At 71.3% G+C, this 23,273-nt stretch carries 19 protein-coding genes; 11 read left to right on the plus strand and 8 right to left on the minus strand.

Features of this window, described 5'->3' with window-relative positions:
- Window positions 1-115 precede the first annotated feature (115 nt).
- Window positions 116-862 carry a pyrimidine reductase family protein gene (locus ACIBEF_RS14790; protein WP_396793861.1) on the minus strand — a complete coding sequence of 249 codons (747 nt, stop codon included), beginning with the start codon at window positions 860-862 and terminating at the stop codon, window positions 116-118.
- Window positions 863-1,012: 150 nt separating this feature from the next.
- Here ACIBEF_RS14790 and ACIBEF_RS14795 point away from each other — a divergent pair, with 150 nt between their 5' ends.
- The 6 genes from ACIBEF_RS14795 (at window position 1,013) to ACIBEF_RS14820 (ending at window position 7,663) form a co-directional block, all read left to right on the plus strand.
- Window positions 1,013-1,576: a plasmid pRiA4b ORF-3 family protein gene (locus tag ACIBEF_RS14795; protein ID WP_396793862.1), complete on the plus strand. Its 564-nt coding sequence runs from the start codon at window positions 1,013-1,015 to the stop codon at window positions 1,574-1,576.
- 316 nt (window positions 1,577-1,892) lie between these two features.
- On the plus strand, window positions 1,893-3,182 hold the full coding sequence (locus tag ACIBEF_RS14800; RefSeq protein ID WP_396793863.1) for an ABC transporter substrate-binding protein: 1,290 nt from the start codon (window positions 1,893-1,895) through the stop codon (window positions 3,180-3,182).
- Between the two features lie 109 nt (window positions 3,183-3,291).
- Window positions 3,292-4,263 carry a sugar ABC transporter permease gene (locus ACIBEF_RS14805; RefSeq protein WP_366607252.1) on the plus strand — a complete coding sequence of 324 codons (972 nt, stop codon included), beginning with the start codon at window positions 3,292-3,294 and terminating at the stop codon, window positions 4,261-4,263.
- A gap of 10 nt (window positions 4,264-4,273) precedes the next feature.
- Complete coding sequence (locus ACIBEF_RS14810; protein WP_357206990.1) at window positions 4,274-5,116, plus strand: carbohydrate ABC transporter permease; 843 nt, start codon at window positions 4,274-4,276, stop codon at window positions 5,114-5,116.
- Window positions 5,113-6,534 carry a GH1 family beta-glucosidase gene (locus ACIBEF_RS14815; RefSeq protein ID WP_396793864.1) on the plus strand — a complete coding sequence of 474 codons (1,422 nt, stop codon included), beginning with the start codon at window positions 5,113-5,115 and terminating at the stop codon, window positions 6,532-6,534. Before ACIBEF_RS14810 ends, ACIBEF_RS14815 begins: the two co-directional genes overlap by 4 nt.
- 82 nt (window positions 6,535-6,616) lie before the next feature.
- Window positions 6,617-7,663 carry a LacI family DNA-binding transcriptional regulator gene (locus ACIBEF_RS14820; RefSeq protein WP_355009408.1) on the plus strand — a complete coding sequence of 349 codons (1,047 nt, stop codon included), beginning with the start codon at window positions 6,617-6,619 and terminating at the stop codon, window positions 7,661-7,663.
- 223 nt (window positions 7,664-7,886) lie between these two features.
- Here the strand turns inward: ACIBEF_RS14820 and ACIBEF_RS14825 are convergent, their stop codons facing one another.
- Complete coding sequence (locus ACIBEF_RS14825; protein ID WP_396793865.1) at window positions 7,887-9,098, minus strand: acyl-CoA dehydrogenase family protein; 1,212 nt, start codon at window positions 9,096-9,098, stop codon at window positions 7,887-7,889.
- Complete coding sequence (locus ACIBEF_RS14830; protein ID WP_396793866.1) at window positions 9,098-10,177, minus strand: phosphotransferase family protein; 1,080 nt, start codon at window positions 10,175-10,177, stop codon at window positions 9,098-9,100. Before ACIBEF_RS14830 ends, ACIBEF_RS14825 begins: the two co-directional genes overlap by 1 nt.
- Window positions 10,178-10,328: 151 nt before the next feature.
- Between ACIBEF_RS14830 and ACIBEF_RS14835 the strand changes: the two genes are divergently transcribed.
- Both ACIBEF_RS14835 and ACIBEF_RS14840 read left to right on the plus strand, forming a co-directional pair.
- Window positions 10,329-11,033: an amino acid-binding protein gene (locus ACIBEF_RS14835; RefSeq protein WP_396793867.1), complete on the plus strand. Its 705-nt coding sequence runs from the start codon at window positions 10,329-10,331 to the stop codon at window positions 11,031-11,033.
- Window positions 11,034-11,121: 88 nt separating this feature from the next.
- Entirely contained in the window at window positions 11,122-12,192 is a 1,071-nt protein-coding gene (locus ACIBEF_RS14840; protein WP_396793868.1) for a GNAT family N-acetyltransferase, read from the plus strand.
- Window positions 12,193-12,266: 74 nt separating this feature from the next.
- On the opposite strand, the gene ACIBEF_RS14845 is transcribed toward ACIBEF_RS14840, so the two are convergent.
- Window positions 12,267-13,835, minus strand: a complete 1,569-nt coding sequence (locus ACIBEF_RS14845; protein ID WP_396793869.1) for an aldehyde dehydrogenase family protein — start codon at window positions 13,833-13,835, stop codon at window positions 12,267-12,269.
- A gap of 433 nt (window positions 13,836-14,268) precedes the next feature.
- Between ACIBEF_RS14845 and ACIBEF_RS14850 the strand changes: the two genes are divergently transcribed.
- Entirely contained in the window at window positions 14,269-17,199 is a 2,931-nt protein-coding gene (locus tag ACIBEF_RS14850) for a glycoside hydrolase family 9 protein (protein ID WP_396793870.1), read from the plus strand.
- A 77-nt stretch (window positions 17,200-17,276) separates the two neighbouring features.
- On the opposite strand, the gene ACIBEF_RS14855 is transcribed toward ACIBEF_RS14850, so the two are convergent.
- The 4 genes from ACIBEF_RS14855 to bioB form a co-directional block, all read right to left on the minus strand.
- Window positions 17,277-19,430, minus strand: a complete 2,154-nt coding sequence (locus tag ACIBEF_RS14855; protein ID WP_396793871.1) for an acyltransferase family protein — start codon at window positions 19,428-19,430, stop codon at window positions 17,277-17,279.
- Between the two features lie 77 nt (window positions 19,431-19,507).
- A complete protein-coding gene (locus tag ACIBEF_RS14860) occupies window positions 19,508-20,014 on the minus strand; it encodes a GNAT family protein (RefSeq protein ID WP_355007074.1) in 507 nt (168 codons plus the stop codon).
- A gap of 5 nt (window positions 20,015-20,019) precedes the next feature.
- Window positions 20,020-20,211 (minus strand): hypothetical protein, encoded by a 192-nt coding sequence (locus ACIBEF_RS14865; protein WP_355007073.1) that lies wholly within the window; start codon window positions 20,209-20,211, stop codon window positions 20,020-20,022.
- Window positions 20,212-20,216: 5 nt separating this feature from the next.
- Window positions 20,217-21,212: a biotin synthase BioB gene (gene bioB / locus ACIBEF_RS14870; protein WP_354941635.1), complete on the minus strand. Its 996-nt coding sequence runs from the start codon at window positions 21,210-21,212 to the stop codon at window positions 20,217-20,219.
- Between the two features lie 156 nt (window positions 21,213-21,368).
- On the opposite strand from bioB, the gene ACIBEF_RS14875 reads away from it, so the two are divergent.
- Together ACIBEF_RS14875 and bioD are read left to right on the plus strand one after the other, a co-directional pair.
- Window positions 21,369-22,505, plus strand: a complete 1,137-nt coding sequence (locus ACIBEF_RS14875) for an 8-amino-7-oxononanoate synthase (RefSeq protein WP_396793872.1) — start codon at window positions 21,369-21,371, stop codon at window positions 22,503-22,505.
- Window positions 22,502-23,227 (plus strand): dethiobiotin synthase, encoded by a 726-nt coding sequence (gene bioD, locus ACIBEF_RS14880; protein WP_396793873.1) that lies wholly within the window; start codon window positions 22,502-22,504, stop codon window positions 23,225-23,227. Before ACIBEF_RS14875 ends, bioD begins: the two co-directional genes overlap by 4 nt.
- Window positions 23,228-23,273 lie beyond the last annotated feature (46 nt).

A 23,273-nucleotide genomic window follows, 5' to 3' on the forward strand; every position in this document is an offset into this window, starting at 1 on the left:
GCGCGCATGCAGTGCATCCTGCCCGAGGAGTACGACAGGTCGCCACGCGACGCGGCGGACGACACCATGCGCCGTCACACTCACAACGGTGGGTGTGTGCCCCGGCGACGGCGGGTTACGGGCGGGCGTGGCGGAGCATCAGGACGCCGTCGTCGGAGGCGAGCACGTGGCGCAGTGGCAGGTGCCGGGGCGCTGCGCTGTCGCCGGCGGTGATCCGGCCCGGGCCGGGCCCGGCCAGCAGCGGCGAGACGGTGAGGCACAGCTCGTCCACCAGGTCGGCGGCGGTGAGCGCGCCGAACAGGTGCGGACCGCCCTCGCAGAGCAGTTGGGTGAGCCCGCGGCGGTGCAGCTCGGCGAGACCGGCGGCCAGGTCGACCCGCTCGGCGCCGCAGCGCAGCACGTCGGCGACGTCGGTCAGGCCGGGCGGGGGATCGGCGTCGGCGTGGGTGAGCACCACCGGGCGGGTCGGCGCGTCGGCGAAGGCGGCCTGCGCCGGATCCAGGTCGAGGGAGTTCGAGACGACCACCAGCGTCGGGTACTCGGCCAGCCCGTTGGCCAGACGCCAGGCTCGGCGGCGCTCGTTGAGCCGGACCGCCCGGTACTTCTCGTGGCGCAGTGTGCCGGCGGCCACCACCAGCGCGTCGCAGACCATCCGCAGCAGGCCGAACACCCGCTTGTCCGGCTCGCCGGAGAGCCCGGCCGAGAAGCCGTCCACGGTGACCGCGCCGTCCAGGCTGGCCACGAAGTTCACCCGCAGTCGGGGCTCGTCGGCGCGACCGTAGAGGGAGGTCAGCGCGGAGTCGTCGAGCGGCTGCGTCGACGGCTCGGGCCAGAGCCGTCGGATCGGAATTCCGACGGTCATTCGTCGGCCGGACCGGTGACCGGAGGGGTGGGTTCGGCGGTACGGTGCTGGCAGTCGCACCAGTTCCGGCCCGGGCAGTCGTCGTGTCGCCGGGCCCGGCACGCTCGGCAGATCATGCTCGCAGCCTAAGCCGCGGGAGGACAGGACAGCATGGCGCGTCAGATCTTCCAGCTGAAGATGTCCCTCGCCGGAACCCGCCCGCCGGTGTGGCGCAGGGTGCTCGTGCCGGCCGGCTACACGCTGGACCGGCTGCACCGGGTGGTGCAGCACGCGATGGGTTGGCGGGACTGCCACCTTCACTCGTTCGAGATCGACGCGGTGCAGTACGGCGAGCCGGACGCGGACGGGGAGTTGGGGTTGCACGACGAGCTGGACGTGCGGCTCGACGCGGTGCTCGGCAAGGGCAGCCGGTTCTCCTACACGTACGACTTCGGCGACTGGTGGGAGCACGACCTGGTCGTGGAGGACGCGTTGACGGCCGACCCCGACGAGCGGTACCCGGTCTGCGTGGCCGGCGAGCGGGCCTGCCCGCCGGAGGGTGTCGGCGGATCGTTGGGCTACCAGGCGCTCCTGGAAGCCGTGGACGACGAGAGCGCCACGGCCGACCTCGTCAGCTCCCGCCACGCGATGCTGCGCGACTGGGCGGGTTCGACCTTCGACCCGTCCCGCTTCGACCCCACCCGCGCGACCACGCTCCTGCGCCACTTCTGCTGATCCACCACCCCCGCCGCACCCGACCGACCGTTGTCGATCAACAAGTCGGTGCCGGAGGGGCACCGTTTCCTGACCGATACTTCCTGGTCACCGCGTGGGGGCGGGCGTTGTGGGTGGGGTTGGTGCGGAGGGAGTGGTCAGCGGTAACGATCTGGGAACGCTCCCAACGTCCTATTGACACTCCCGTTACCCGCCGGCAATCTCATGGGAGCGCTCCCGGAGGTGGCATGGGTCACTCACGCATCCCCGGCCTGGCGCGATGAGACACCCCCCACCACAACCACCCAGCCTCACCACCGGAAAGAGGGGTCAGCGCATGAGTGTCACCACGCGGCGTACCCGCCTGGCGGCCGCTGCCCTGGCCGCGATCACCGCAATCGGCGGACTCGCGGCCTGCGGCAACGACGACGACAAGCCAGCGGCCGGCGAGAAGCCCGCCAAGCTGGTCGTCGACACCTTCGGCGAGATGGGCTACGACGAGCTCGTCAAGCAGTACGAGAAGGACACCGGCATCAAGGTCGAGCTGCGCAAGACCGCGCAGCTCGGTGAGTACCGGCCGAAGCTGGTCCGCTACCTGGCCACCGGCAAGGGCGCGGCGGACGTCACCGCCTTGGAAGAGGGCATCCTCAACGAGTTCAAGCCCAACGCGCGTAACTGGGCCGACCTCGCCCCGCTGGTCGCCGACCACTCGAAGGAATACCTGCCCTGGAAGTGGGAGCTGGGCAAGGCGCCGGACGGTCGACTGATCGGCCTGCCGACCGACGTCGGCAGCCTCGCCGTCTGCTACCGCAAGGACCTGTTCCAGGCGGCCGGCCTGCCCACCGAGCGTGACCAGGTGTCGGCGCTCTGGCCTGACTGGAAGGGCTTCCACGACGCCGGCCTGAAGTACAAGCAGGGCAGCGGCGGCAAGGCGTTCATCGACTCGATCACCGCCGTCTCCAACGGTGTGCTCTTCCAGGGCAACGGTGACCTGTTCTACGACAAGGAAGACAACATCATCGCGGACACCAGCCCCGCGGTGAAGAACGCCTGGGACACCGCCACCTCGATGGCGGACATCTCCGCCAAGGCGTCCACCTGGTCGCCGGAGTGGTCGGGTGGCTTCAAGCAGGGCACCTTCGCGGCCACCTTCTGCCCGTCGTGGATGCTCGGCATCGTGTCGGACAACTCCGGTCCGGCCAACAAGGGCAAGTGGGATGTCGCGTCCGTGCCGGGCGGCGGCGGTAACTGGGGCGGCTCGTGGCTCGCGGTTCCGGCGCAGAGCAAGTACCCGAACGAGGCGGCGAAGCTCGCCGAGTACCTGACCAACGCGAAGAGCCAGGTCGAGGCGTTCAAGCTCAAGGGCCCGCTGCCCACGAACCTGGAGGCGCTGAAGAACGAGGCGTTCGTCAGCTACACCAACGAGTACTTCAGCAACGCGCCGACGGGCAAGATCTTCGGCGAGAGCGTCGCCAAGATCCAGCCGACCCACCTGGGCCCGAAGCACCAGGCGGTGAAGGAGAACGCGCTCGAGCCGGCTCTGCGGGCGTTCGAGAACGGGCAGGCCGACAAGGCGAAGGCCTGGGAGCAGTTCACGAAGGACGCAAAGACTCAGGGTGCCTTCTGAGTGATTCCCTGCCGGTGGCGTTCGGGGCTTCCCGGACGCCACCGGCCGGTCCCCTCCGCGTAGCGCCCTGCGCGAGGGCCCCCGGGCCTCGCCGGAAAAGGAAATTCGCATGAGCCTGTCGGCCACGACGGCACGGCCGTCGCCAGCAGCACCGCCTTCTCCCGACGTCGATCGCCACCGTCGACGGGGAAGATTACTCAACCGCCTCGATGTCAAGTACTCGCCGTACCTCTACATCGCCCCGTTCTTCCTGATCTTCGGTGTGTTCGGGCTGTACCCGATGGTGCGTACCGCCTGGATGTCGTTGCACGACTGGGACATGATCGGCGAGCACACGTTCATCGGCTTCGACAACTACACCCGGCTGGTGTCCGACGAGTACTTCTGGAACGCGCTGGTCAACACGTTCGGCATCTTCGCCCTGTCGACCATCCCGCAGTTGTTGCTCGCCCTCTTCCTGGCGAACCTGCTCAACCGGACCCTCCTGCGCGCCAAGACCTTCTTCCGGATGGCCATCTTCATGCCGAACGTGGTGTCGGTGGCCGCGGTCGCGATCGTCTTCGGGATGCTGTTCCAGCGGGAGTTCGGTCTGTTCAACTGGCTGCTCAGCTTCGTCGGTGTCGACCCGGTCGACTGGGACGGGCACCGGTGGAGTTCCTGGACGGCCATCTCCTCCATGGTCAACTGGCGGTGGACCGGGTACAACACCCTGATCCTGCTCGCCGGCATGCAGGCGATCCCGAAGGACCTCTACGAGGCCGCGGAGATCGACGGCGCGGGCCCGTGGCGACAGTTCTGGCAGATCACCCTGCCGATGCTCAAGCCCACCTTCATCTTCGTGGTCATCCTGTCGACGATCGGCGGCATGCAGCTCTTCACCGAGCCCCTGCTCTTCGGCAACGGCAACATCATCGGCGGCAACCAGCGGGAGTTCCAGACGCTGGCCATGTACATGTACGAGATGGGCATCGTGAACCTGAACACCGCCGGCTACGGAGCCGCGGTCGCGTGGGCGATCTTCATGATCATCATCGTGGTGTCGCTGTTCAACTTCCTACTCGTCCGCCGCTCGGCGAAGTGAGGAGAGATCGATGATCTCGGCTTCCCAGCGCCTGTGGCGCACCAGCCCGCTGACCTACCTGGCGCTCGTCCTGGCGGCACTGCTGTCGATCTACCCGTTCTACTACATGCTGGTGATCGGCAGCCGCAGCCTGGACAACATCAACGACGTGCCGCCGCCGCTGACCCCCGGTGGCGCGTTCGGTGACAACTTCCAGCGGGTGCTCGACAACGACGCCGCCAACTTCCTCACCGGCATGATGAACTCGATCATCGTCTCCTCGGTGGTCACCCTGTCGGTGGTGCTCACCGGTTCGCTGGCCGGTTTCGCCTTCGCCAAGCTGAAGTTCCGCGGCAGCAACGCCCTCCTGCTGGCGATCATCGTCACCATGATGATCCCGACCCAGATGGGGCTCATCCCGCTCTGGGGGATGATGCAGGACCTGGGGTGGTACGACACGCTCTACGCGGTCACCGTGCCGTTCCTGGTCACCGCCTTCGGCGTGTTCATGATGCGGCAGTACGCCAGCCAGGCGATCTCCGACGAGCTGATCGAGGCCGGTCGCGTCGACGGGGCCAGCACGTTCCGGATCTACTGGAGCATCGTGCTGCCCGCGCTGCGTCCCGCCGCCGGCGTGCTCGGTCTGCTGACCTTCATGGAGACCTGGAACTCGTTCCTCTGGCCGTACGCCATCCTCACCCCGGAGAACCCGACCCTCCAGGTCTCGCTCTCCTTCCTGTCGTACGCCTACTACACCGACTACTCCCAGGTGTTCGCCGCCACGGCGATCGGCACCATCCCCCTGGTCATCGTCTTTCTCGTGTTCGGCCGCCAAATCATCGGCGGGATCATGGAAGGTGCCGTCAAGTCGTGAGCAACCCCGCCAGCCCACCCGCCGTCGACGTCCTCGACGAGCGTCCCGGGCTGACCTTTCCACCCGGATTCCTCTGGGGGGCCGCGACGGCGGCATACCAGATCGAGGGGGCGGCGGCCGTGGACGGCCGCACCCCGTCGATCTGGGACACCTTCAGCCACACCGACGGCCGTGTCCTCTCCGGGCACACCGGCGATGTGGCGTGCGACCACTACCATCGCCTCGGCGAGGACGTCGCGCTGATGGCCGAACTGGGCCTCAGGTCGTACCGTTTCTCGGTCTCCTGGTCGCGGGTGCAACCCGGCGGCACCGGCGCGGCCAACCCGCAGGGCCTGGACTTCTACCGGCGACTCGTCGACGAGCTGCTGTCCAACGGCATCGAGCCGTGGCTGACCCTCTACCACTGGGATCTGCCGCAGCCGCTCGAAGACGCCGGCGGCTGGCCGGCCCGGGACACCGCGGTCCGCTTCGCCGACTACACCACCCTGATGGCCGACGCTCTCGGTGACCGGGTGCGCTACTGGACCACGCTGAACGAGCCGTGGTGCTCGGCGTTCCTCGGCTACGGCTCCGGCGTGCACGCCCCCGGCCGCACCGACGGAGCGGACGCGGTGCGCGCCGGCCACCACCTGATGCTCGGTCACGGCCTGGCCGTGCAGGCACTGCGGGCCGCCCGGCCGGGCGCTCAGGTGGGCGTGACCGTCAACCTCTACCCGGTCGACCCGGCCAGTGACAGTCCCGCCGACGTGGACGCCGCCCGGCGTATCGACGGGTTGGCCAACCGGTTCTTCCTGGACCCGCTGCTGCGGGGGTCGTACCCGGAGGACCTGGTGGCCGACCTCAGCACGGTGACCGACTTCGAGCACGTGCACGACGGCGACCTGGCGACCATCTCCACGCCGCTGGACCTGGTCGGGGTCAACTACTACAGCCGGCACGTGGTCGCCGCGCCGGTCGAGGACGGGGAGGCCGACCCGGCCCCCTCGTGCTGGCCGGGCAGCGAGGACGTCCGGTTCGTCACCCGTGGCGTTCCGGTCACGGACATGGGCTGGGAGATCGACGCCCCGGGTCTGACCGAGACGCTGCGCCGGGTGCACGACTACACCGAGCTGCCCCTTTACGTCACCGAGAACGGCTCCGCGTTCGTCGACTCGGTGGTCGACGGGCAGGTCGACGACGTCGATCGGCTGGCCTACTTCGACGCCCACCTGCGCGCCGCCCATGAGGCGATCGACGCCGGAGTGCCTCTGCGGGGATACTTTGCCTGGTCGCTGATGGATAATTTCGAATGGGCCTGGGGTTACACCAAGCGGTTCGGCATGATCCACGTCGACTACGACAGTCAGGTCCGCACCCCCAAGTCCAGCGCCAAGTGGTACGCCTCGGTGATCCGCCGCAACGGTCTGGCCGCACAATAGGCTCGGGCCAGCCATCAGGACGGCCCCGGCGTCCACCTCCCGCAGGTGGCGCCGGGTCCGCCCGCCGTCGGAGGAGCACACGATGACAACGCAGCGCACCCGGTCGCTCGGGCGCCCGACCCTCGACGCGGTCGCGGCGCGTGCCGGCGTCGGTCGGGGCACAGTCTCCCGCGTGGTCAACGGCTCGCCCCAGGTCAGCCCGGAGGCCCGGGCCGCGGTCCAACAGGCCATCGCAGAGCTGGGGTACGTGCCGAACCGGGCCGCCCGTGCGCTCGTCACCCAGCGGACCGACTCCGTCGCGCTGGTCGTGTCCGAATCCGGCGAGCGGGTCTTCACCGAGCCGTTCTTCGCCTCGATCGTGCGGGGGATCAGCTCCGGGCTGCTGGAGACGCCGATGCAGCTCTGGCTGGCCATGGCCCAGTCGCCGGTGGAGCGGGAGCGCGTCGAGCACCACCTCACCAACCAGCACGTCGACGGCGTACTGCTGCTGTCGTTGCACGACTCCGACCCGCTGCCGACGCTGCTGGAGGAGCGCGGCCTGCCCGCCGTGCTCGGCGGTCGGCCCGCCCGGATGCTGCAACCCGGCGCCCAACCGGCCTGGTTTGTCGACGTGGACAACGTTGGCGGGGCCCGGCAGGCGGTGGAGTACCTGGCGAGACAGGGCCGGCGGCGCGTCGCCACCATCGCCGGTCCCCAGGACATGGGTGCGGGGCTGGCCCGTCTGGCTGGCTACACCGACGCGGTCAAGGCCACCGGCGCCAGCGTCAACCCCGACCTGATCGCGTACGGCGACTTCAGCGAGGGCAGCGGCGCGGCCGGAATGCGCCGGCTGTTGGATGTCTGCCCGGACCTGGACGCGGTCTTCGTCGCGTCCGACCTCATGGCGTTCGGCGCGCTGCGTACCCTGCGGGAGGCCGGCCGGCGTGTGCCCGAGGACGTCGCGGTGATCGGCTTCGACGACGCGACCATCGCCCGACAGGCTGAGCCGCCGTTGACCACTGTCTTCCAGCCGGTGGAGGAGATGGGCCGGCAGATGGCCCGCCTGCTGGTGGCCCGGATCCGTGGCGAGGAGCTACCCGCCTCCCACATCCTCCTGGACACCCAACTGATCCACCGAGCCTCCGCCTAACCCCCACCCCCCACCCCACCCCCACCCCCCACCCCCACCCCGCCCAGCGGGTGTCGATCATGGGGTTGGCCTGGACATTTCCGGCATTCCAGCCCGTCAACCTCATGATCACGAGGGTTGGCGGGGGAGATCGCGCTCGATCCTGGATCTGGTGGCCTCCGGGGGAGCGCACACCACTCCATCCAGGGTCGAGCGCGATCTTGGGGTGCGGGGGCGGGCGGGGTTACGGGGTCCAGCGGCGTAGTTCGCGCTTGGCCAGGGAGTTGCGGTGCACCTCGTCGGGCCCGTCGGCCAGGCGCAGGGTGCGGGTCTGCGCCCAGAGAGCGGCCAGTGGCGTGTCCTGGCTGACGCCGGCGCCGCCGTACCCCTGGATAGCCTTGTCGATCACCCACTCCGCCATCGCCGGCGTGCCGATCTTGATGGCCTGGATCTCGGTGTGCGCGCCCTTGTTGCCGACGGTGTCCATCAGCCAGGCCGTCTTGAGCACCAGCAGCCGGGCCTGCTCGATGCGGACGCGGGACTCGGCGATCCACTCCCGGACCACGCCCTGCTCGGCCAGCGGTCGGCCGAAGGCGATCCGCTCGTTGGCGCGGCGGCAGAGCAACTCCAGGGCCCGCTCAGCCATTCCGATCAATCGCATGCAGTGATGGATCCGGCCCGGCCCGAGCCGGGCCTGGGCGATGGCGAAGCCGGTCCCCTCGGCTCCGATGAGGTTCTCCGCTGGCACCCGGACGTCGGTGAAGTCGATCTCGGCGTGCCCGCCGTGCGAACCGTCGGTGTAGCCGAAGACGGTCATGCCCCGGCGCACTGTGACCCCGGGGGTGTCCCGGGGGACCAGCACCATGCTCTGCTGGCGGTGCCGGTCGGCGGTGGGGTCGGTCTTGCCCATCACGATGAAGATCTCGCAGCGCGGGTCCATGGCCCCGGACGACCACCACTTTCGTCCGTTGATCACGTACTCGTCGCCGTCGCGGGTGATCCGGGTGGCGATGTTGGTGGCGTCGGAGGAGGCGACATCCGGCTCGGTCATGCAGAAGGCCGAGCGGATCTCGCCCTCCAGCAGCGGCATCAGCCAGCGCTGTTGCTGCGCCTCGGAACCGAACTCGGCCAGCAACTCCATGTTGCCGGTGTCCGGTGCCGCGCAGTTGACCGCCTCCGGCGCGAGGTGCGGGCTGCGGCCGGTCAGCTCGGCCAGGGGAGCGTACTGGAGGTTGGTCAGGCCGGCGCCGTAACGCGGGTCGGGCAGGAAGAGGTTCCACAGGCCGCGCTTGCGGGCCTCCGCCTTCAGTTCGGCCAACACCGGGGTACGCGACCACGGGTCCCCGGCGGCCACCTGTTCGGCGTGCACGGCCTCGGCCGGGTAGACGTGCTCGGTCAGGAACCGGGTCAGCTCGGCGCGCAGCTCTTCGGTCCGGCTGTCGTATGAGAAGTCCATCACCGCTCCCTGGCGGCGGTCAGCCCGTGCGCGACCAGCGGTGCCACCATCTCGCCGATCCGGTCGAAGCCCTCGCCGAGCGTCTGCCCGAGCGTGTGGCGGTAGTGGATGCCCTCGCAGATGACCGCGAGCTTGAAACAGCCCAGCGCCACGTGCCAGTGCAGCGGCCCGACGTCGACATCGCTGCGGCCGGCGTACCTGTCGATCAGCTCGCTGCCGGTGGGGAAGCCGGCGCGCGGGCCGAGCCCGTCGGCGACGGGGTTACCCGCGGCGGTGTCGCTGCCACCGAGCACGTCCCAGTAGGTCAGCAGCAGCCCCAGGTCGGCGAGGGGGTCGCCGAGGGTGGCCATCTCCCAGTCGAGCACCGCGTGCACGGCCACCGGGTCGGCCGAGGCGAGGAGGTTGTCCAGCCGGTAGTCGCCGTGCACGATCCGGCCGGCGTTCGCGCCCTCCGGGGCGGTCGCCGCGAGCAGGTCACGCAGCTCGTCGATGCCGGGCAACGGGCGGCTGCGGGAGCGGTCGAGCTGCCCGGACCAGCGGCGGACCTGCCGGGCGAGGTAGCCCTCGGGGCGGCCGAAGTCAGCCAACCCGACACTCGACGGGTCGACGCTGTGCAGCGCGGCCAGCGTGTCCATCATCGCCATGGCCAGTGCGCGGCGGCGCTCGTCGCCCAGCGGGTCGGTCTGCGCGCGGGTGCGGAACACCTCGCCGGGCATCCGCTCCATGAGGTAGAACGGTGCGCCGATCACCTCGGGGTCGGTGCAGAGCAGCAGCGCGCCCGGGACCGGCACCTCGGTCGGCGCCAGCGCGGAGATGACCCGGAACTCGCGCGCCATGTCGTGCGCGGTCGCCAGCACGTGGCCCAGCGGGGGGCGGCGCAGCACCACCTCGCGGTCGCCGAGGCGCAGCAGGTAGGTGAGGTTGGACTTGCCGCCCGCGATCAGTTGAGCCCGCAGCGGCCCGACGGCCAGCTCGGGTCGGTGCTGTGCCAGATGGTCGGCGAGACGGTCAAGGGCAAGCCCCGCTGGGGAGACGGCCGTGGCCCCCGGCCGTGACGCGTCGACAGCCGGATCGCTCATCCGACTAGTTGATGGCAGCCCGCTCACGTTGTCAAGGTCAGAATTTCCGCTCGGGACATGCCCCTGCAACGGGGACGAAATGGTCAACGACCAGGCTGGTGTCAGCCTGCCGGCAGCTCTCTGTGCCGGCCCGCCGAGCGGAGGGACAGACATGTTGCTGCGAGTTCGGGTCACCCTGCCGGATCGTCCGGGCACTCTCGGTCAGGTCGCCCGCACCTTAGGCGTCTCCGGGGCGGACATCGTCCAGGTGGTGGTCCTCGAACGGCTCGGCGGGCGCGCGGTGGACGACTTCACTGTCGTCTGGCCGGGTGCGGCGCGGGTGGAGCGGCTGCTGGCTGGCCTCGCGGCGATACCGGGCGTGCGGGTGGACGGTGTGTGGCGGGCGATCGGCGCGCCCACCACCACCGGCCAGGACGCGGAGCTGTTGGCCCAGGTCGCGGCCAACCCGGCCGACGGGTTGGCCACCCTGGTCGACGCGGTGCCGGGGCTGCTGGCCGCCGACTGGGCAGTGGCCGCCGTGGTGCCGGTCGACTGGGCCTCGCGCAGCGGGGGCGGCGGGGCGACCGTGGGGTACGCGAGCTGGCGGGCTCCCGTACCCGCGCGGTTGCCGGAGGTGACCCCGCTGCGCGGTCGGTCGATGACCACGCCCGACGGGACCCACCACGCGATCACGCCGTTCGGCCGGGCGGGCCTGGTGCTGGTGGTGGCCCGTGAGCGCAGCGAGACCCTCTCCGCTGCGGCGTTCCACAGCACCGAGGTGGATCGGCTCACCCAGCTCGTCCGCGCCTGCGCGGTGATCCTCGGTGACCGACTCGACCTCGTCGGTTCGCCGCCGCCGGTGGTCGCCGGCCCCTGAGCGGCCGAGGAGTTCCCGGGCCGACACCGCCGGGCAACCGGGCGGCAACAGGCGGGGGTGAGGCTCTTACCGGGGAAGGGAGCCAACCATGACGTTGTGGCGGATCCGAGCGACGGTGGACGACCGACCGGGTTACCTGTCGGTGCTCACGGCGAGCCTCGCCCTGCGTGGGGTCAACATCCTCACCGTGCAGGTGCAGCCCACCGAGCAGGGCGCGGTGGACGATTTCCTGGTCGACGCGCCGGACGCGCTCGACGAGGCTGAGCTGATCGCCGCCGTCGAGCAGGGTCGGGGCCGGGACTGCTGGGTGGCGCGCAGCGAGGCGCGTGGTCTGGCCGACCAGCCCACCCGGGTGCTCGGGCTGGCAAACCGGTTGGTGCGTGACCCGGACGCGACGGGCGAGGCGTTGCGGACCCTGCTCGCCGCCGACGTCGTCAGCTGGCGACCGGCATCGGTCGGCGGCGAACGGGGGATCACCGGGGCGAGCATGCTGTTGGCGGACCCGGCGGGCGGTTCGTTCGCACTGCGCCGGGCCGCGCCCGATTTCACCCCGGCGGAGTACGCGCGGGCGCAGGCCCTCGTCGAGCTGGCCGCCACGGTGGCGCGCCGGGCCGCCGAACAGGTGACTGTGGTGCTGCCCGACGGCGCGGAGGTGGCCGTCCGGCCGGCCAACGCCCATGATCTGCCCGGCGTGGTGGAGCTGCACGAGGCGTGCTCGCCGCGTAGCCGGCAGCGGCGTTACCTGGGCGGGGCGGCGCTGCCGCAGCCGGCCCGCCTGCGTCGACTGCTGGAGCCGAGCCGAGGGCTGACGCTGATCGCCAGCACCACCGGCTCCGATGGCGCGGCCGAGTCGGTGGTCGCCATGGCGAACCTGCTCGGCGAGGGCGACGAGGCGGAGGTGGCGCTGCTGGTGCGCGACGACTGGCAGCGGCGTGGGCTCGGCTCGGCGTTGCTGCGCCGGGTGGTTCAGCACGCCGACCGGTCCGGGTACGCGGCGCTGGTGCTGCACGTGCAGGCCACCAACGACCCGATGCTGCGGACGCTGCACCGGCTGGGCCGGCCCACCGTTGTGGAACGCGACGGCGGGCTGCTCACCCTCACCGTGCCGCTCGCTGTCCCCACCGGGGCGGACCGCAACGGCGCGTTCTCCACGGCCTGACGAGAGCCCCTTGTGCGTGGCGAGCCTCCACAAGGGGCCCGGTCGTCGGCGAGCCTCCACAAGGGGCCCGGTCGTCAGGTGCTGGGGTAACTGCTGTAGTCGGGGAAGTTGCCGTAGAGCCGGCTGTCTCCGCCGACGGTGACGGCCTGCACCAGCAGGTCGCCGCCGACGAACGCGCCCTTCCAGGAGGCGCCCCGGCCGCCGAACGGTTCGTCGCGGTCACCGCGTGAGCGCGGCTTGTTGATGCCCACCTTGAACGCCTGGAGGTCCACGGCGAGCTTGCCGGCCTCGTCGGTGTCGTCGCAGGCGAGTGAGGCCACCAGCGCGCCGTTGGAGGCGTTCATCGCGGCCAGCAGCTCGTCGGTGGTGTCCACCACGACGATCGTGTCGACCGGACCGAACGGCTCGGCGTGCATCAGTCGGGACCGTCCGGGCGGGGCGAGCAGCACCGACGGCGCCACGTACGCCGAGGTGTCCTGCCCGGGCAGGAACGGCGCGCCGGCCAGTTTGCCCCGGTGCAGGGGGATCGCGCCGCCACGGACCGCCTCGTCGACGGTGCGGCGGAGCTCGTCGGCCTTGGTGGCGCTGATCAGCGGACCGAAGTCCAGCTCGGGCAGCGGGTCACCGGGGGCCCAGCCGTCACCGACGGCGAGCGGGTGACCGAAGCGGACGGAGCGGACGACCGGCAGGTACATGTCGAGGAACTCGTCGACGAGGTCGCGCTGCACCACGAACCGGGGGTACGCGGTGCAGCGCTGCTTGCCGTACTCGAAGCCCTTCCTGAGATGCGTGGCGAGCAGGTCCCACTGGGAGAAGTTCCAGATGCCCCAGGCGTTGAGGCCCTCCTGCTCGATGAAGTGCCGCTTGTCGCTGTCGAGCAGAGCGGCGGCCACCTTGCCGCCGTTGGACCGGCCGCCGACGAACGCCACAGCGCCGATCTCGGGTGCCCGTACCAGCACCTCGGACAGTTCCGCGCCGCTGCCGGAGACGAGCGTGGCGGGCAGTCCGGCCCGGCGCATCAGCGCGTGCGCGACGGTCAGGCACACCGCGCCGCCCTGGGAGGGGGTCTTGGCGATGACCGCGTTGCCGGCCAGGAGCTGCACCAGTTCGGCGTGCACCAGCACGCTCATGGGGTAGTTCCACGACGCGATGTTGCTGACCGGGCCGGGCAACGGCTCGCGGCCGTCGGCGAGCATCCGGTCGATCTCGCCTGCGTACCAGCGGACGCCGTCGAGCGCCCGGTCCACGTCGGCGCAGGCCAGCCGCCACGGCTTGCCGATCTCCCACACCAGCAGCAGGGCGAGCAGGTCGCGGTGGGCGGTGAGCGAGTCCAGGGCCTCGGCGACCCGGGCCCTGCGGTCGGCCAGCGGGGTCCGGGCCCAGGCCTGGTGCGCGGCGGCGGCGTGGGCGACCGCGGCGCGCGCGGTGGTCGCGTCGACCCGGGGCAGGTTGATGAGGACGGTGTTGTCCAACGGGGTGCGGACCGGGGCGGGCTGGCCGACCGCCCGCCATTCGCCCTCGACGAGGTTGTGCAGGGTGGTGACGCCGTCGACCTCGGTGCCGAACGCCTCCGGGGCGACGGTCACCGCGCGGGCCAGGATGTCGTCCCAGGCGGTGTCGTCGGCGAGTCGTAGTGCTGCCATCGCTTCTCCTCAGGTTGACCGGGGAGCGGCGGCGTCGACGGCACCGCTGGTGAGCGGTACTGTCTCGCGCTTCGTAGCGGGTCAGCAACAGTACGTTCGTCTGGCTGGTCGCCGGAGCGCTCGATCGGTGCGAAATTTGTCGCAGACGCGCTCGCCGTGAGCTGCGCAAACGTCTTTCACAGATCGAGATCCATCGATGATGTGAAATGGTCCGCAGTGGTTACTCGCGAGTACGGAAGTGGTGCCGTACGCGTCGGCCCCGATCGGCAGGCTTTCCAACCGACGAGCCGCCCATTACATTGTCGGTTATCCATGGGAGCGCTTCCATGACCCATGGTCACACCGCCACCCCCGCTGTCGCCGGTGGCCGTGCCGCCCGTACGCCGTCCCGCGTCGGTGCGACCGCCGGCGGCGCCTCCGACAGGAGTCCGCCATGCGCCACCTGACCCGGCCGTTCAGCGGCCAGCCCGGCCGGTCGCCGGCCGCCGACCAGCCCTGGCCGCGGCGGCTGCTGGCCCTCGGCGTCGCGTTGCTCACCGGCGCGTCCCTCGCGGTGACCGCGCCACCGTCCGGGCCCGCCACCGCCGCCCCGGCGGCCAAGCCCGCCTCCGCCGCGCCGGCGGCCACCTACAACTACGCCGAGGCGTTGCAGAAGTCGCTGCTCTTCTACGAGGCGCAGCAGTCCGGCCCACTGCCCGACTGGAACCGGGTCTCCTGGCGCGGAGACAGCGCGCTCACCGACGGCGCCAGCGCGGGCGTGGACCTCACCGGCGGCTGGTACGACGCCGGCGACCACGTCAAGTTCGGTTTCCCGATGGCGTTCAGCGCCACGATGCTCGCCTGGGGCGCGGTCGAGTACCGCAGCGGGTACACCTCGTCCGGGCAACTGCCGCACCTGCTCAACAACCTGCGCTTCGTCAACGACTACTTCATCAAGGCGCACCCGTCGGCCAACGTCCTCTACGGACAGGTCGGCAAGGGCGACGACGACCACAAGTGGTGGGGTCCGGCCGAGGTGATGCCGATGGCGCGGCCCGCGTACAAGATCGATGCGAGCTGTGGCGGCGCGGACCTGGCGGGGGAGACGGCCGCCGCGATGGCCGCCTCCTCGATGGTGTTCCGCCCCACCGACGCGGCCTACGCCGACAAGCTGCTCGGCCACGCCCGGCAGCTCTACACCTTCGCCGACACGGTGCGGAAGGCCTACCACGAGTGCATCACCGACGCCACGAGCTTCTACCGCTCGTGGAGCGGCTGGCAGGACGAGCTGGTCTGGGCCGCGATCTGGCTGCACCGGGCCACCGGCGAGGCCAGCTACCTGGCCAAGGCCGAGAGTGAGTACGACAAGCTCGGCACCGAGAACCAGACCACCACCCGCTCCTACAAGTGGACCATCGCCTGGGACAACAAGCAGTTCGGCGCGTACGTGCTGCTGGCCAACCTGACCGGCAAACAGAAGTACGTCGACGACGCCAACCGGTGGCTGGACTACTGGACCGTCGGGGTGAACGGGCAGCGGGTGCCGTACTCGCCGGGTGGGATGGCGGTGCTCGACTCCTGGGGCGCGCTGCGCTATGCCGCGAACACGTCCTTCGCCGCGCTGGTCTACAGCGACAAGACCACCGACACCACCCGCAAGGCGCGCTACCACGACTTCGCCGTCCGGCAGATCAACTACGCGCTCGGCGACAACCCGCGCAACTCCAGCTACGTCATCGGATTCGGCGCCAACTCGCCGAAGAACCCGCACCACCGCACCGCGCACGGCTCCTGGTGGGATAGCCAGACCGTGCCGGTCCAGACCCGGCACACCCTCTACGGCGCGCTGGTCGGCGGCCCGTCCTCGGCCAACGACGCGTACAGCGACAGCCGGTCTGACTACGTGATGAACGAGGTGGCCACCGATTACAACGCCGGCTTCACGTCCGCGCTGGTCCGGTTGACCTCCGAGTACGGCGGCACGCCGCTGGCGAACTTCCCGGTCGCCGAGACGCCGGACATCGACGAGCTGACCGTGGAGACCACAGTGACGCAGGCCGAACCTCGGGCCACCGGGCTGAAGGTGATGGTCTACAACAAGTCCGCGTTCCCGGCCCGCGCGCTGACCGACGGCCGGTTCCGGTACTACTTCCGGCCCGACGGCACCGGCCCGGTGCAGGTCACCGCCGGCTACACCCAGGGCTGCCCGTCCCCGACCACCGCCAAGCAGTTCAGCGGCGACATCTGGTACGTCGAGGTGGACTGCGCCGGGTACACCATCGCTCCGGCGGGTCAGTCGCAGCACCGGATGGAGGTCCAGTTCAAGATCGGCGTGCCGGAGGGCGGCACCTGGGACCCGACCAACGACCCGTCGTACCAGGCCACCGCCGGGCCCAACCGGAAGGTGCCGCTCTACTCCGGCGCCACCCGGGTCTGGGGCGAGGAGCCGGGCCCGGTCGTACCGGACACCACCGCGCCGACCGTCCCGGGTGCGCCCGTCGCGTCGGGCCTCGGGCCCCGCACGGTCACCCTGAGCTGGGCGGCGTCCACCGACAGCGGTGGCAGTGGCCTGGCCGGCTACGACGTCCGCGAGTTCCTGGTCGGCAACGACGTGGTGGTGGTCCGGCCGGTCACCGGCACGACGCTTACCGTCCCGACGCTGCTGCCCGAGCGGACGTACGAGTTCACCGTCGTGGCCCGCGACGGCGCGGGCAACACGTCGGCCGCCTCGCCGAAGCTCACGGTGACCACGCCACCGGCCGGCACCGCCGACACCACAGCGCCGAGCACCCCCGGCACGCCGGTCGCCTCGGCCGTCACCGCCACCGGGCTCACCCTGGCCTGGACCCCGTCGACCGACAACGTGGGCGTCACCGGTTACCGGGTCTACCGCGAGGCCGGCGCCACCGACGTGCTTGTCGGCTCGCCGACCGGCAGCACCCAGGTGGTGTCCGGGTTGACCGCCTCCACGGCGTACCAGTTCTACGTGGTCGCGGTGGACGCGGCGGGCAACACCTCCGCGGCGTCCACGCCGGTCGCGGTGACCACCGCGGCCCCGCCGGTCGGTGGCACCTGCACGGTGGGGTACGCCACCACCGACTGGGGCAGCGGCTTCACCGCCAACGTGTCGATCACCAACACCGGCACCACCGCGATCAACGGCTGGACCCTGCGGTTCAGCTTCCCCGGCGGGCAGAGCGTCAGCCAGGGCTGGTCGGCGGCGATCAGCCAGAGCGGCGCGGCGGTCACCGCCACGAACCTGTCCTACAACGGCACGATCGCGGCCGGGGCGTCGGTGAGCTTCGGCTTCAACGGTACGTACAGCGGCGCCAACCCGAAACCGACCGCCTTCACCGTCAACAACACCACCTGCGCCATCGCCTGACCGGCACCGCACGCGAGATCGTGGACAGTTGCCGTCCCGCGCGGACGGTAACTGTCCACATCTGCGGTCACACCTCCCTACGGCAGGTGCTGTGGCACGAGTTGACGCAACCGGTCGTGCAGCCGCGGGGCGAGGCTGCGGGCGTACGTGGCGGTCAGATGATGCGCGTCCCGGTAGACGAGCAGCCCGTCGATCACCGCGGGGCACGGTTCGGTGGGGCAGATGGCGTCGTTGAGGTCGGCCAGGCGCACGCCGGGCACCGCCGCCGCGGCGCGCTCCTGCGGGATGCCCCAGGTGAGCGCGCGCTGCCGGGGCTGCGCGCAGGCGGTGAGTCGCTCGCGATGGGCCGAGACGCACTCGGCGATGTCCACGGTGAACGACGGGGTGTCCCGGATGACCACCAGCGGCAGCCCGGCCCCGGTCATCTCCGACCAGGTCTGCGACAGTGCGGCCGTCTGCGCGTCCGTCGTCGCCGGGCCCGGTGGCGGCGGGCTGCCGTCCACCAGCGGAATCTGGGTCACGCTGGAGACGATGAGCAGCCGGGGCCGCCGCTCGCCGGTGAGCGCGGTTCGCAGATTGCGGTTCCATTCCGTGCAGCTGTGGTCCGGCCGCCCGGCGATGTCGATCGGCGCGGTCAGGAAGGAACACGTCGTCTTGATGTAGGTGACCAGCCGCCAGCCGCGCTCCGCCGCGATGACCTGGAGGGCCGGCACCCAGTGCGCCGCGTGCGAGTCGCCGGCCAGGGCCACCTCGACCGGCGAGTTCCGGTCGCCGTAGGTGCAGCTGCGCAGGCTTGCCTCCTGCGCCTGCGTGACGCAGTCGTCCCGGTAGACGTCGGGCAGGTCGTCGCGGGCTTCGAGCGGATCGGGTGTGATGCGGGCGAACCGGTCCACCGGTGCCGCCGCCCGTTCGCCCCCGGGTGACGCGACCGGCGCGGCGGCCCCGGCGGGTGGCGCCTCGACCGAGGCCGGTGGCCGGACCGCCAGTTGCAGTCCGATTCCGGTGAGGACCGTGACGCTGGTGGCGGCCAGTCCCATTCGCAGCACGCGGGCCCTGGAGAACTGTGCGTACCGGAAGGGGTTCTCCACCAGGTGGTAGGTCAGTACCGCCGGGACGGCCGAGCAGAGGATCATCGCGAGGCCGGCCGTGGTTCCCAGTGGTCCCCACCGGGCTTCCGCCACCACCAGCAGGGGCCAGTGCCACAGATACCACGAGTACGACACGGCACCGATCGCGCGCGTCGGTCGCCTGTTGAGCAGCAGGGCCGGCCCGTATCGTCCGGCACCGGGCCCGGCCGCGATGATCGCTACCGCGCCGAGGGTGGGCAGCAACGCGAGATATCCCGGGTAGGCAGCCGTCTCCGGTCGGATCAACGTCGCGGCGAGGGCGACAGTGGCCATACCGGCCCAACCGAGCGCGATCGCGGCGGGACGCGGCAGCCGGGACAGGTGTCCACCCAGGATCGCCAGACCACCGCCCAGCGCCAGTTCCCACATCCGGGTGGTGGTGACGAGGTACGCCCGCGCCGGTTCGGCCTGGCTCAGGTGAATCGACCAGGCCAGCGACGGGATGCCGACCAGGGCGAAGGCGGCGAGCAGCCACGGGGACATCCGGTCGCCGAGGAACGGTCTGCGGTGTCGGCCCGACCGACCACCCGAGATCGGACGCCGCGCGTCGATGTGCCGGGACGTGCGCCGCGCAACCTGGAGGGCGACGACGAGCAGGAGCAGCGGCCAGACCAGGTAGAACTGCTCCTCCACGGCGAGTGACCAGAAGTGCTGGAGGATGCTGGGGGCCTCCTCGGAGCGGAGATAGTCGGTCGACTGCTCGACCAGGCGCCAGTTCATCGCGTACACCGCGCTGGCCAGGGCGTCCCGGGCAGTTCCCGCCCAGCGGATCGGGGGCAGGAAGAGGTAGGTGAGCAGGAGGCTCGCCACGAGGACGACGCTGGCGGCCGGCAGCAACCGCTTGGCGCGTCGGGCGTAGAAGTCGACGATACGGATTCCGCCGGTCCGGCGGATCTCGTCGACGAGAAGTCCGGTGATCAGAAAGCCGGAGATCACGAAGAAGACGTCGACGGCGACGAACCCGGCGGGGAGCGCGGAGATGCCCGCGTGCCCGACCAGCACCAGCACCAGCGCGAGCCCCCGCAGCCCTTCGATGTCGCCACGGAACCGGCCCGCGAGGATCGGGCCGGCGCTCGCGTCCGACCCCCTCGTCTCCACCCTCATTCAAGGCACGATAAGCGCGATTCGAGCCTTAGGGGATGAATGCCCCAAATGGGCTGAGTGAGCGCGAGAGCTCCCGCTCACTCCACCAGGTCGTCGGCGAGCAGGTCCATCAACAGACCGTCGTGCCAGCGGCCGTCCGCGCCGCGCTCGTAGCGGCGCAGCACCCCCACCGGCCGAAAACCGACCTTCGCGTACGCCCGGATGGCGGCGCTGTTCGCCGCGGCCGGGTCGATGGTGAAACGGTGGTGGCCGTACTCGTCGATCAGGTGTCGGGCCAGGGTGCGGATGGCGTCACCACCGAGGCCGGCGCCGCGCTCCGCCGGATCGAGGAAGACGTCCAGGCTGGCGTGCCGGTAGTCCGGGTCCGCCTCGGCGTACCACTGGATCGCGCCGACCACCCGACCGTCGTGCTCGATCGCGTACACGTGCAGGTCGTCGTCGGCGAGGTCGGCACGCACGGAGTCGGCCAGGTCGTCGCCGCCCCGCCACCAGCGGCGTACCTCCGGGTCGGCCCGGATCGCGGCGAGGGCCGGCACGTCCGCGACCGTCGCCGGTCGTAGGGTCACCGCCCGCCCTCGCAGCATCCGGCTCAGCCCCGCATCTCGCCGTGCTCGACGCAGATCGCCGACCAGCCCACCGGCAGCACCTGAACCTTCATCCGGCGACGGCAGCGGGGGCAGAAGCGGGGCGGCTCCAACTGGCGGGCCGACGCGCAGGCCGGGTGGACGGTGGCCGTCGCCGGCTCACCGCACCTGTCGCACCACAGCTCCGTCGTCGTCATTGTCGTCACAGCGTGGCGGAGAGCGCCTTGACCGGCATCTTCAACTCGTCCAACAGCTCCAGGTCGGCTGTCGCCGGTCGACCCAGCGTGGTCAGGTAGTTGCCGACGATCACCGCGTTGATGCCGCCGAGCAGGCCGTCCCGGGTGCCGAGGTCGCCGAGGGTGATCTCGCGGCCACCGGCGTACCGCAGGATGGTGCGCGGCATGGCCAGCCGGAACGCGGCGATGGCCCGCAGCGCGTCCTTGCCCTCCACCACCGGACGGTCACCGAGCGGCGTGCCGGGACGCGGGTTGAGGAAGTTGAGCGGCACCTCGTGCGGGTTCAGCTCGGCGAGCTGGGCGGCGAACTCGGCCCGCTGCTCGACTGTCTCACCGAGGCCGAGGATGCCACCGCAGCACACCTCCATGCCGGAGTCGCGAACCATCCGCAGTGTCTCCCAGCGCTCCTCCCACGAGTGCGTGGTGACCACGTTGGGGAAGTACGACTTGCAGGTCTCCAGGTTGTGGTTGTAGCGGTGCACGCCCATGTCGACCAGGTCGTCGACCTGCTCCTTGGTGAGCATGCCCAGCGACGCGGCGACCTGGATGTCGACAGCCGCCCTGATGGCGGCGACGCCCTCGCGCATCTGCTTCATCAGCCGGGCGTCCGGACCGCGGACCGCGGCGACGATGCAGAACTCGGTCGCCCCGGTCGCGGCGGTCTGCTTCGCCGCCTCGACCAGCGACGGGATGTCCAGCCATACCGAGCGCACCGGCGAGGTGAACAGGCCCGACTGCGAGCAGAAGTGGCAGTCTTCCGGGCAGCCGCCGGTCTTGAGCGAGACGATGCCCTCGACCTCGACCTCCGGGCCGCACCAGCGCATCCGCACGTCGTGGGCGAGCTGGAGGGCGGCGGGCAGGTGCTCGTCGGGCAGGTTCAGCACGGCGAGGATGCCGGCCTGATCGAGGCCGACACCGTCACCCAGGACCTGGGTCCGGGCCTGGTCGAGGATCTCTGGCATGGCTCGTACCCTACAAGGCGTCCCGATCAGCCGGAATGACCTGGCAGTCCGGCGGCCCACCCGCACCGAGTGGAATCGTCGGGCCGATGGCGGCGGGTGGTAATTTCGCCCGGCGGGTGTCGGGCTGACCGGCACACACAGCGGGGGAGGGTGACGGTGGCGGACTGGCTGGCGGCGCTCGACCGCCGCGCGGAGCTGCGGGCGAAGGCCGGGCTCACCAGGCGACTGCATCCGCGTCCGGCCGACGATCAGATGACCGATCTGGCCGGCAACGACTACCTCGGCCTGGCCACCCACCCGGACGTCGTCGCCGCGGCCACGGCGGCCCTCTCGGCGTACGGGCTGGGCGCTACCGGGTCGCGTCTGGTCCGGGGCTCCACCGACGCGCACCGGGCGCTGGAGGAGGACCTGGCCCGCTGGTTGGGCACCGACGGCGCCCTGGTCTTCTCCTCCGGCTACCTCGCCAACCTCGGCGCGCTGCGGGCGCTCGTCCAACCTCAGACGCTGCTCGTCTCCGACGCGCACAACCACGCGTCGCTGATCGACGGCTGCCGCATCTCCGGTGCGGAGACGGTGGTCACCCCGCACGCCGACGTCGACGCGGTGGCCGCCGCGCTCGCGGCCGCTCCCGGCCGCCCGGCGGTGGTGGTGACGGAGTCGGTGTTCTCGGTCGACGGTGATCTCGCCCCGCTGGCTCGGCTGCACGCGGTGGCCCGCCGTCACGGCGCGTTGCTGCTGGTCGACGACGCCCACGCGCTGGGCCTGACCGGTCCGGCCGGCGCGGGCGCGGTGCCGGCCACCGGGCTGGCCGGCGAGCCGGACGTGGTGGTCACCGCCACCCTGTCCAAGGCGCTCGGTGGCGCGGGTGGCGTTGTCGCCGGCCCGGCCGAGTTCGTCCGGCATCTGGTCGAGACCGGGCGCACGTTCATCTTCGACACGGCGCTGCCGCCGGCGGTCGCCGCCGGCGTGCACGCGGCACTGCGGCTCGCCCAGGCCGGCGACGACCTGCGCGCCGAACTCTCCGACCGGGTGGGACTGGCGGTCGCTCGACTGCGGGCGGCCGGGCTGACCGTCTCCGCCCCGGACGCGGCGGTGATCTCGGTGACCGCCCCGGGCCCGGAGGCGGCGACCGCGTGGGCCGCGGACTGCCGGGACCGGGGTGTCGCGGTGGGCTGTTTCCGGCCACCATCCACCCCGGACAGCCGCTCCCGCCTGCGCCTCACGGTGAGCGCGGGGGTGCCCCGGACGGCGTTCGAGCGGGCGCTGGACGTCATCGTGGACTGCGCACCATGACCGGCTGGGCGGGGTCGGTGCTGGTCACCGGGACGGACACCGAGGTCGGCAAGACGGTGGTGACAGCGGCGATCGCGGCCGCCGCGCAGGCTGCCGGGCTGCGGGTGGCGGTGGTCAAGCCGGGCCAGACCGGTACGGCCGGCGGTGAGCCCGGCGACGTGGACGCGGTGAACCGGTTGGCTGCGCCGCTGACCGGTCGGACCCTGGCCAGCTATCCGGATCCGCTCGCTCCGTTGGCTGCGGCGCGGGTCGCCGACCTGCCGCCGTTGGAGTTGTACGCGGCGGTGGACGCCGTCCGCGCGGAGGCCGACAAGCACGACCTCGTGTTGATCGAGGGCGCGGGCGGGCTGCTGGTTCCGATGGGGCTGCGGCCGTCGGGGGAGCCGTGGACGATGGCCGACCTGGCGGTGTCGCTCGGCGCGCCGGCGGTGGTGGTCGCCCGCGCCGGGTTGGGCACGCTCAACCACACCGCGTTGACCCTGGAGGCGCTGGACCGTAGGGCGGTGCCGGCCGGTGTGGTGATCGGCGCCTGGCCGGCCCGGCCGGAGCTGGTGCACTGGACGAACCTCACCGACCTGGTGCCGAACCTGCTCGGCGCGCTGCCCGACGGCGCGGGCGCGATGGACCCGGGTGTGTTCCGGCGGTCCGCGCCGGGTTGGCTCACCCCGGACCTGCACGGGGTGCTGGACGACTGGCGGGTCTGGGCCGAGGAGAGCGGCTGAACACCTGACTTTCGTCGGTGTCCGCGCAGGTCGGGCGTGGGTAGCC

Source organism: Micromonospora sp. NPDC050795 (assembly GCF_044456785.1).
GTDB lineage: Bacteria > Actinomycetota > Actinomycetes > Mycobacteriales > Micromonosporaceae > Micromonospora.

What these genes read in the sequence shown, in the direction of transcription:
- ACIBEF_RS14845 (WP_396793869.1), bottom strand. Translation starts at nt 13,835, where the DNA reads ATGGCAGCACTACGACTCGCCGACGACACCGCCTGGGACGACATCCTG.
- ACIBEF_RS14795 (WP_396793862.1), top strand. Translation starts at nt 1,013, where the DNA reads ATGGCGCGTCAGATCTTCCAGCTGAAGATGTCCCTCGCCGGAACCCGC.
- ACIBEF_RS14810 (WP_357206990.1), top strand. Translation starts at nt 4,274, where the DNA reads ATGATCTCGGCTTCCCAGCGCCTGTGGCGCACCAGCCCGCTGACCTAC.
- ACIBEF_RS14835 (WP_396793867.1), top strand. Translation starts at nt 10,329, where the DNA reads ATGTTGCTGCGAGTTCGGGTCACCCTGCCGGATCGTCCGGGCACTCTC.
- ACIBEF_RS14850 (WP_396793870.1), top strand. Translation starts at nt 14,269, where the DNA reads ATGCGCCACCTGACCCGGCCGTTCAGCGGCCAGCCCGGCCGGTCGCCG.
- ACIBEF_RS14855 (WP_396793871.1), bottom strand. Translation starts at nt 19,430, where the DNA reads ATGAGGGTGGAGACGAGGGGGTCGGACGCGAGCGCCGGCCCGATCCTC.
- ACIBEF_RS14840 (WP_396793868.1), top strand. Translation starts at nt 11,122, where the DNA reads ATGACGTTGTGGCGGATCCGAGCGACGGTGGACGACCGACCGGGTTAC.
- ACIBEF_RS14860 (WP_355007074.1), bottom strand. Translation starts at nt 20,014, where the DNA reads ATGCTGCGAGGGCGGGCGGTGACCCTACGACCGGCGACGGTCGCGGAC.
- ACIBEF_RS14825 (WP_396793865.1), bottom strand. Translation starts at nt 9,098, where the DNA reads ATGGACTTCTCATACGACAGCCGGACCGAAGAGCTGCGCGCCGAGCTG.
- ACIBEF_RS14805 (WP_366607252.1), top strand. Translation starts at nt 3,292, where the DNA reads ATGAGCCTGTCGGCCACGACGGCACGGCCGTCGCCAGCAGCACCGCCT.
- bioB (WP_354941635.1), bottom strand. Translation starts at nt 21,212, where the DNA reads ATGCCAGAGATCCTCGACCAGGCCCGGACCCAGGTCCTGGGTGACGGT.
- ACIBEF_RS14800 (WP_396793863.1), top strand. Translation starts at nt 1,893, where the DNA reads ATGAGTGTCACCACGCGGCGTACCCGCCTGGCGGCCGCTGCCCTGGCC.
- ACIBEF_RS14830 (WP_396793866.1), bottom strand. Translation starts at nt 10,177, where the DNA reads ATGAGCGATCCGGCTGTCGACGCGTCACGGCCGGGGGCCACGGCCGTC.
- bioD (WP_396793873.1), top strand. Translation starts at nt 22,502, where the DNA reads ATGACCGGCTGGGCGGGGTCGGTGCTGGTCACCGGGACGGACACCGAG.
- ACIBEF_RS14865 (WP_355007073.1), bottom strand. Translation starts at nt 20,211, where the DNA reads ATGACGACGACGGAGCTGTGGTGCGACAGGTGCGGTGAGCCGGCGACG.
- ACIBEF_RS14820 (WP_355009408.1), top strand. Translation starts at nt 6,617, where the DNA reads ATGACAACGCAGCGCACCCGGTCGCTCGGGCGCCCGACCCTCGACGCG.
- ACIBEF_RS14790 (WP_396793861.1), bottom strand. Translation starts at nt 862, where the DNA reads ATGACCGTCGGAATTCCGATCCGACGGCTCTGGCCCGAGCCGTCGACG.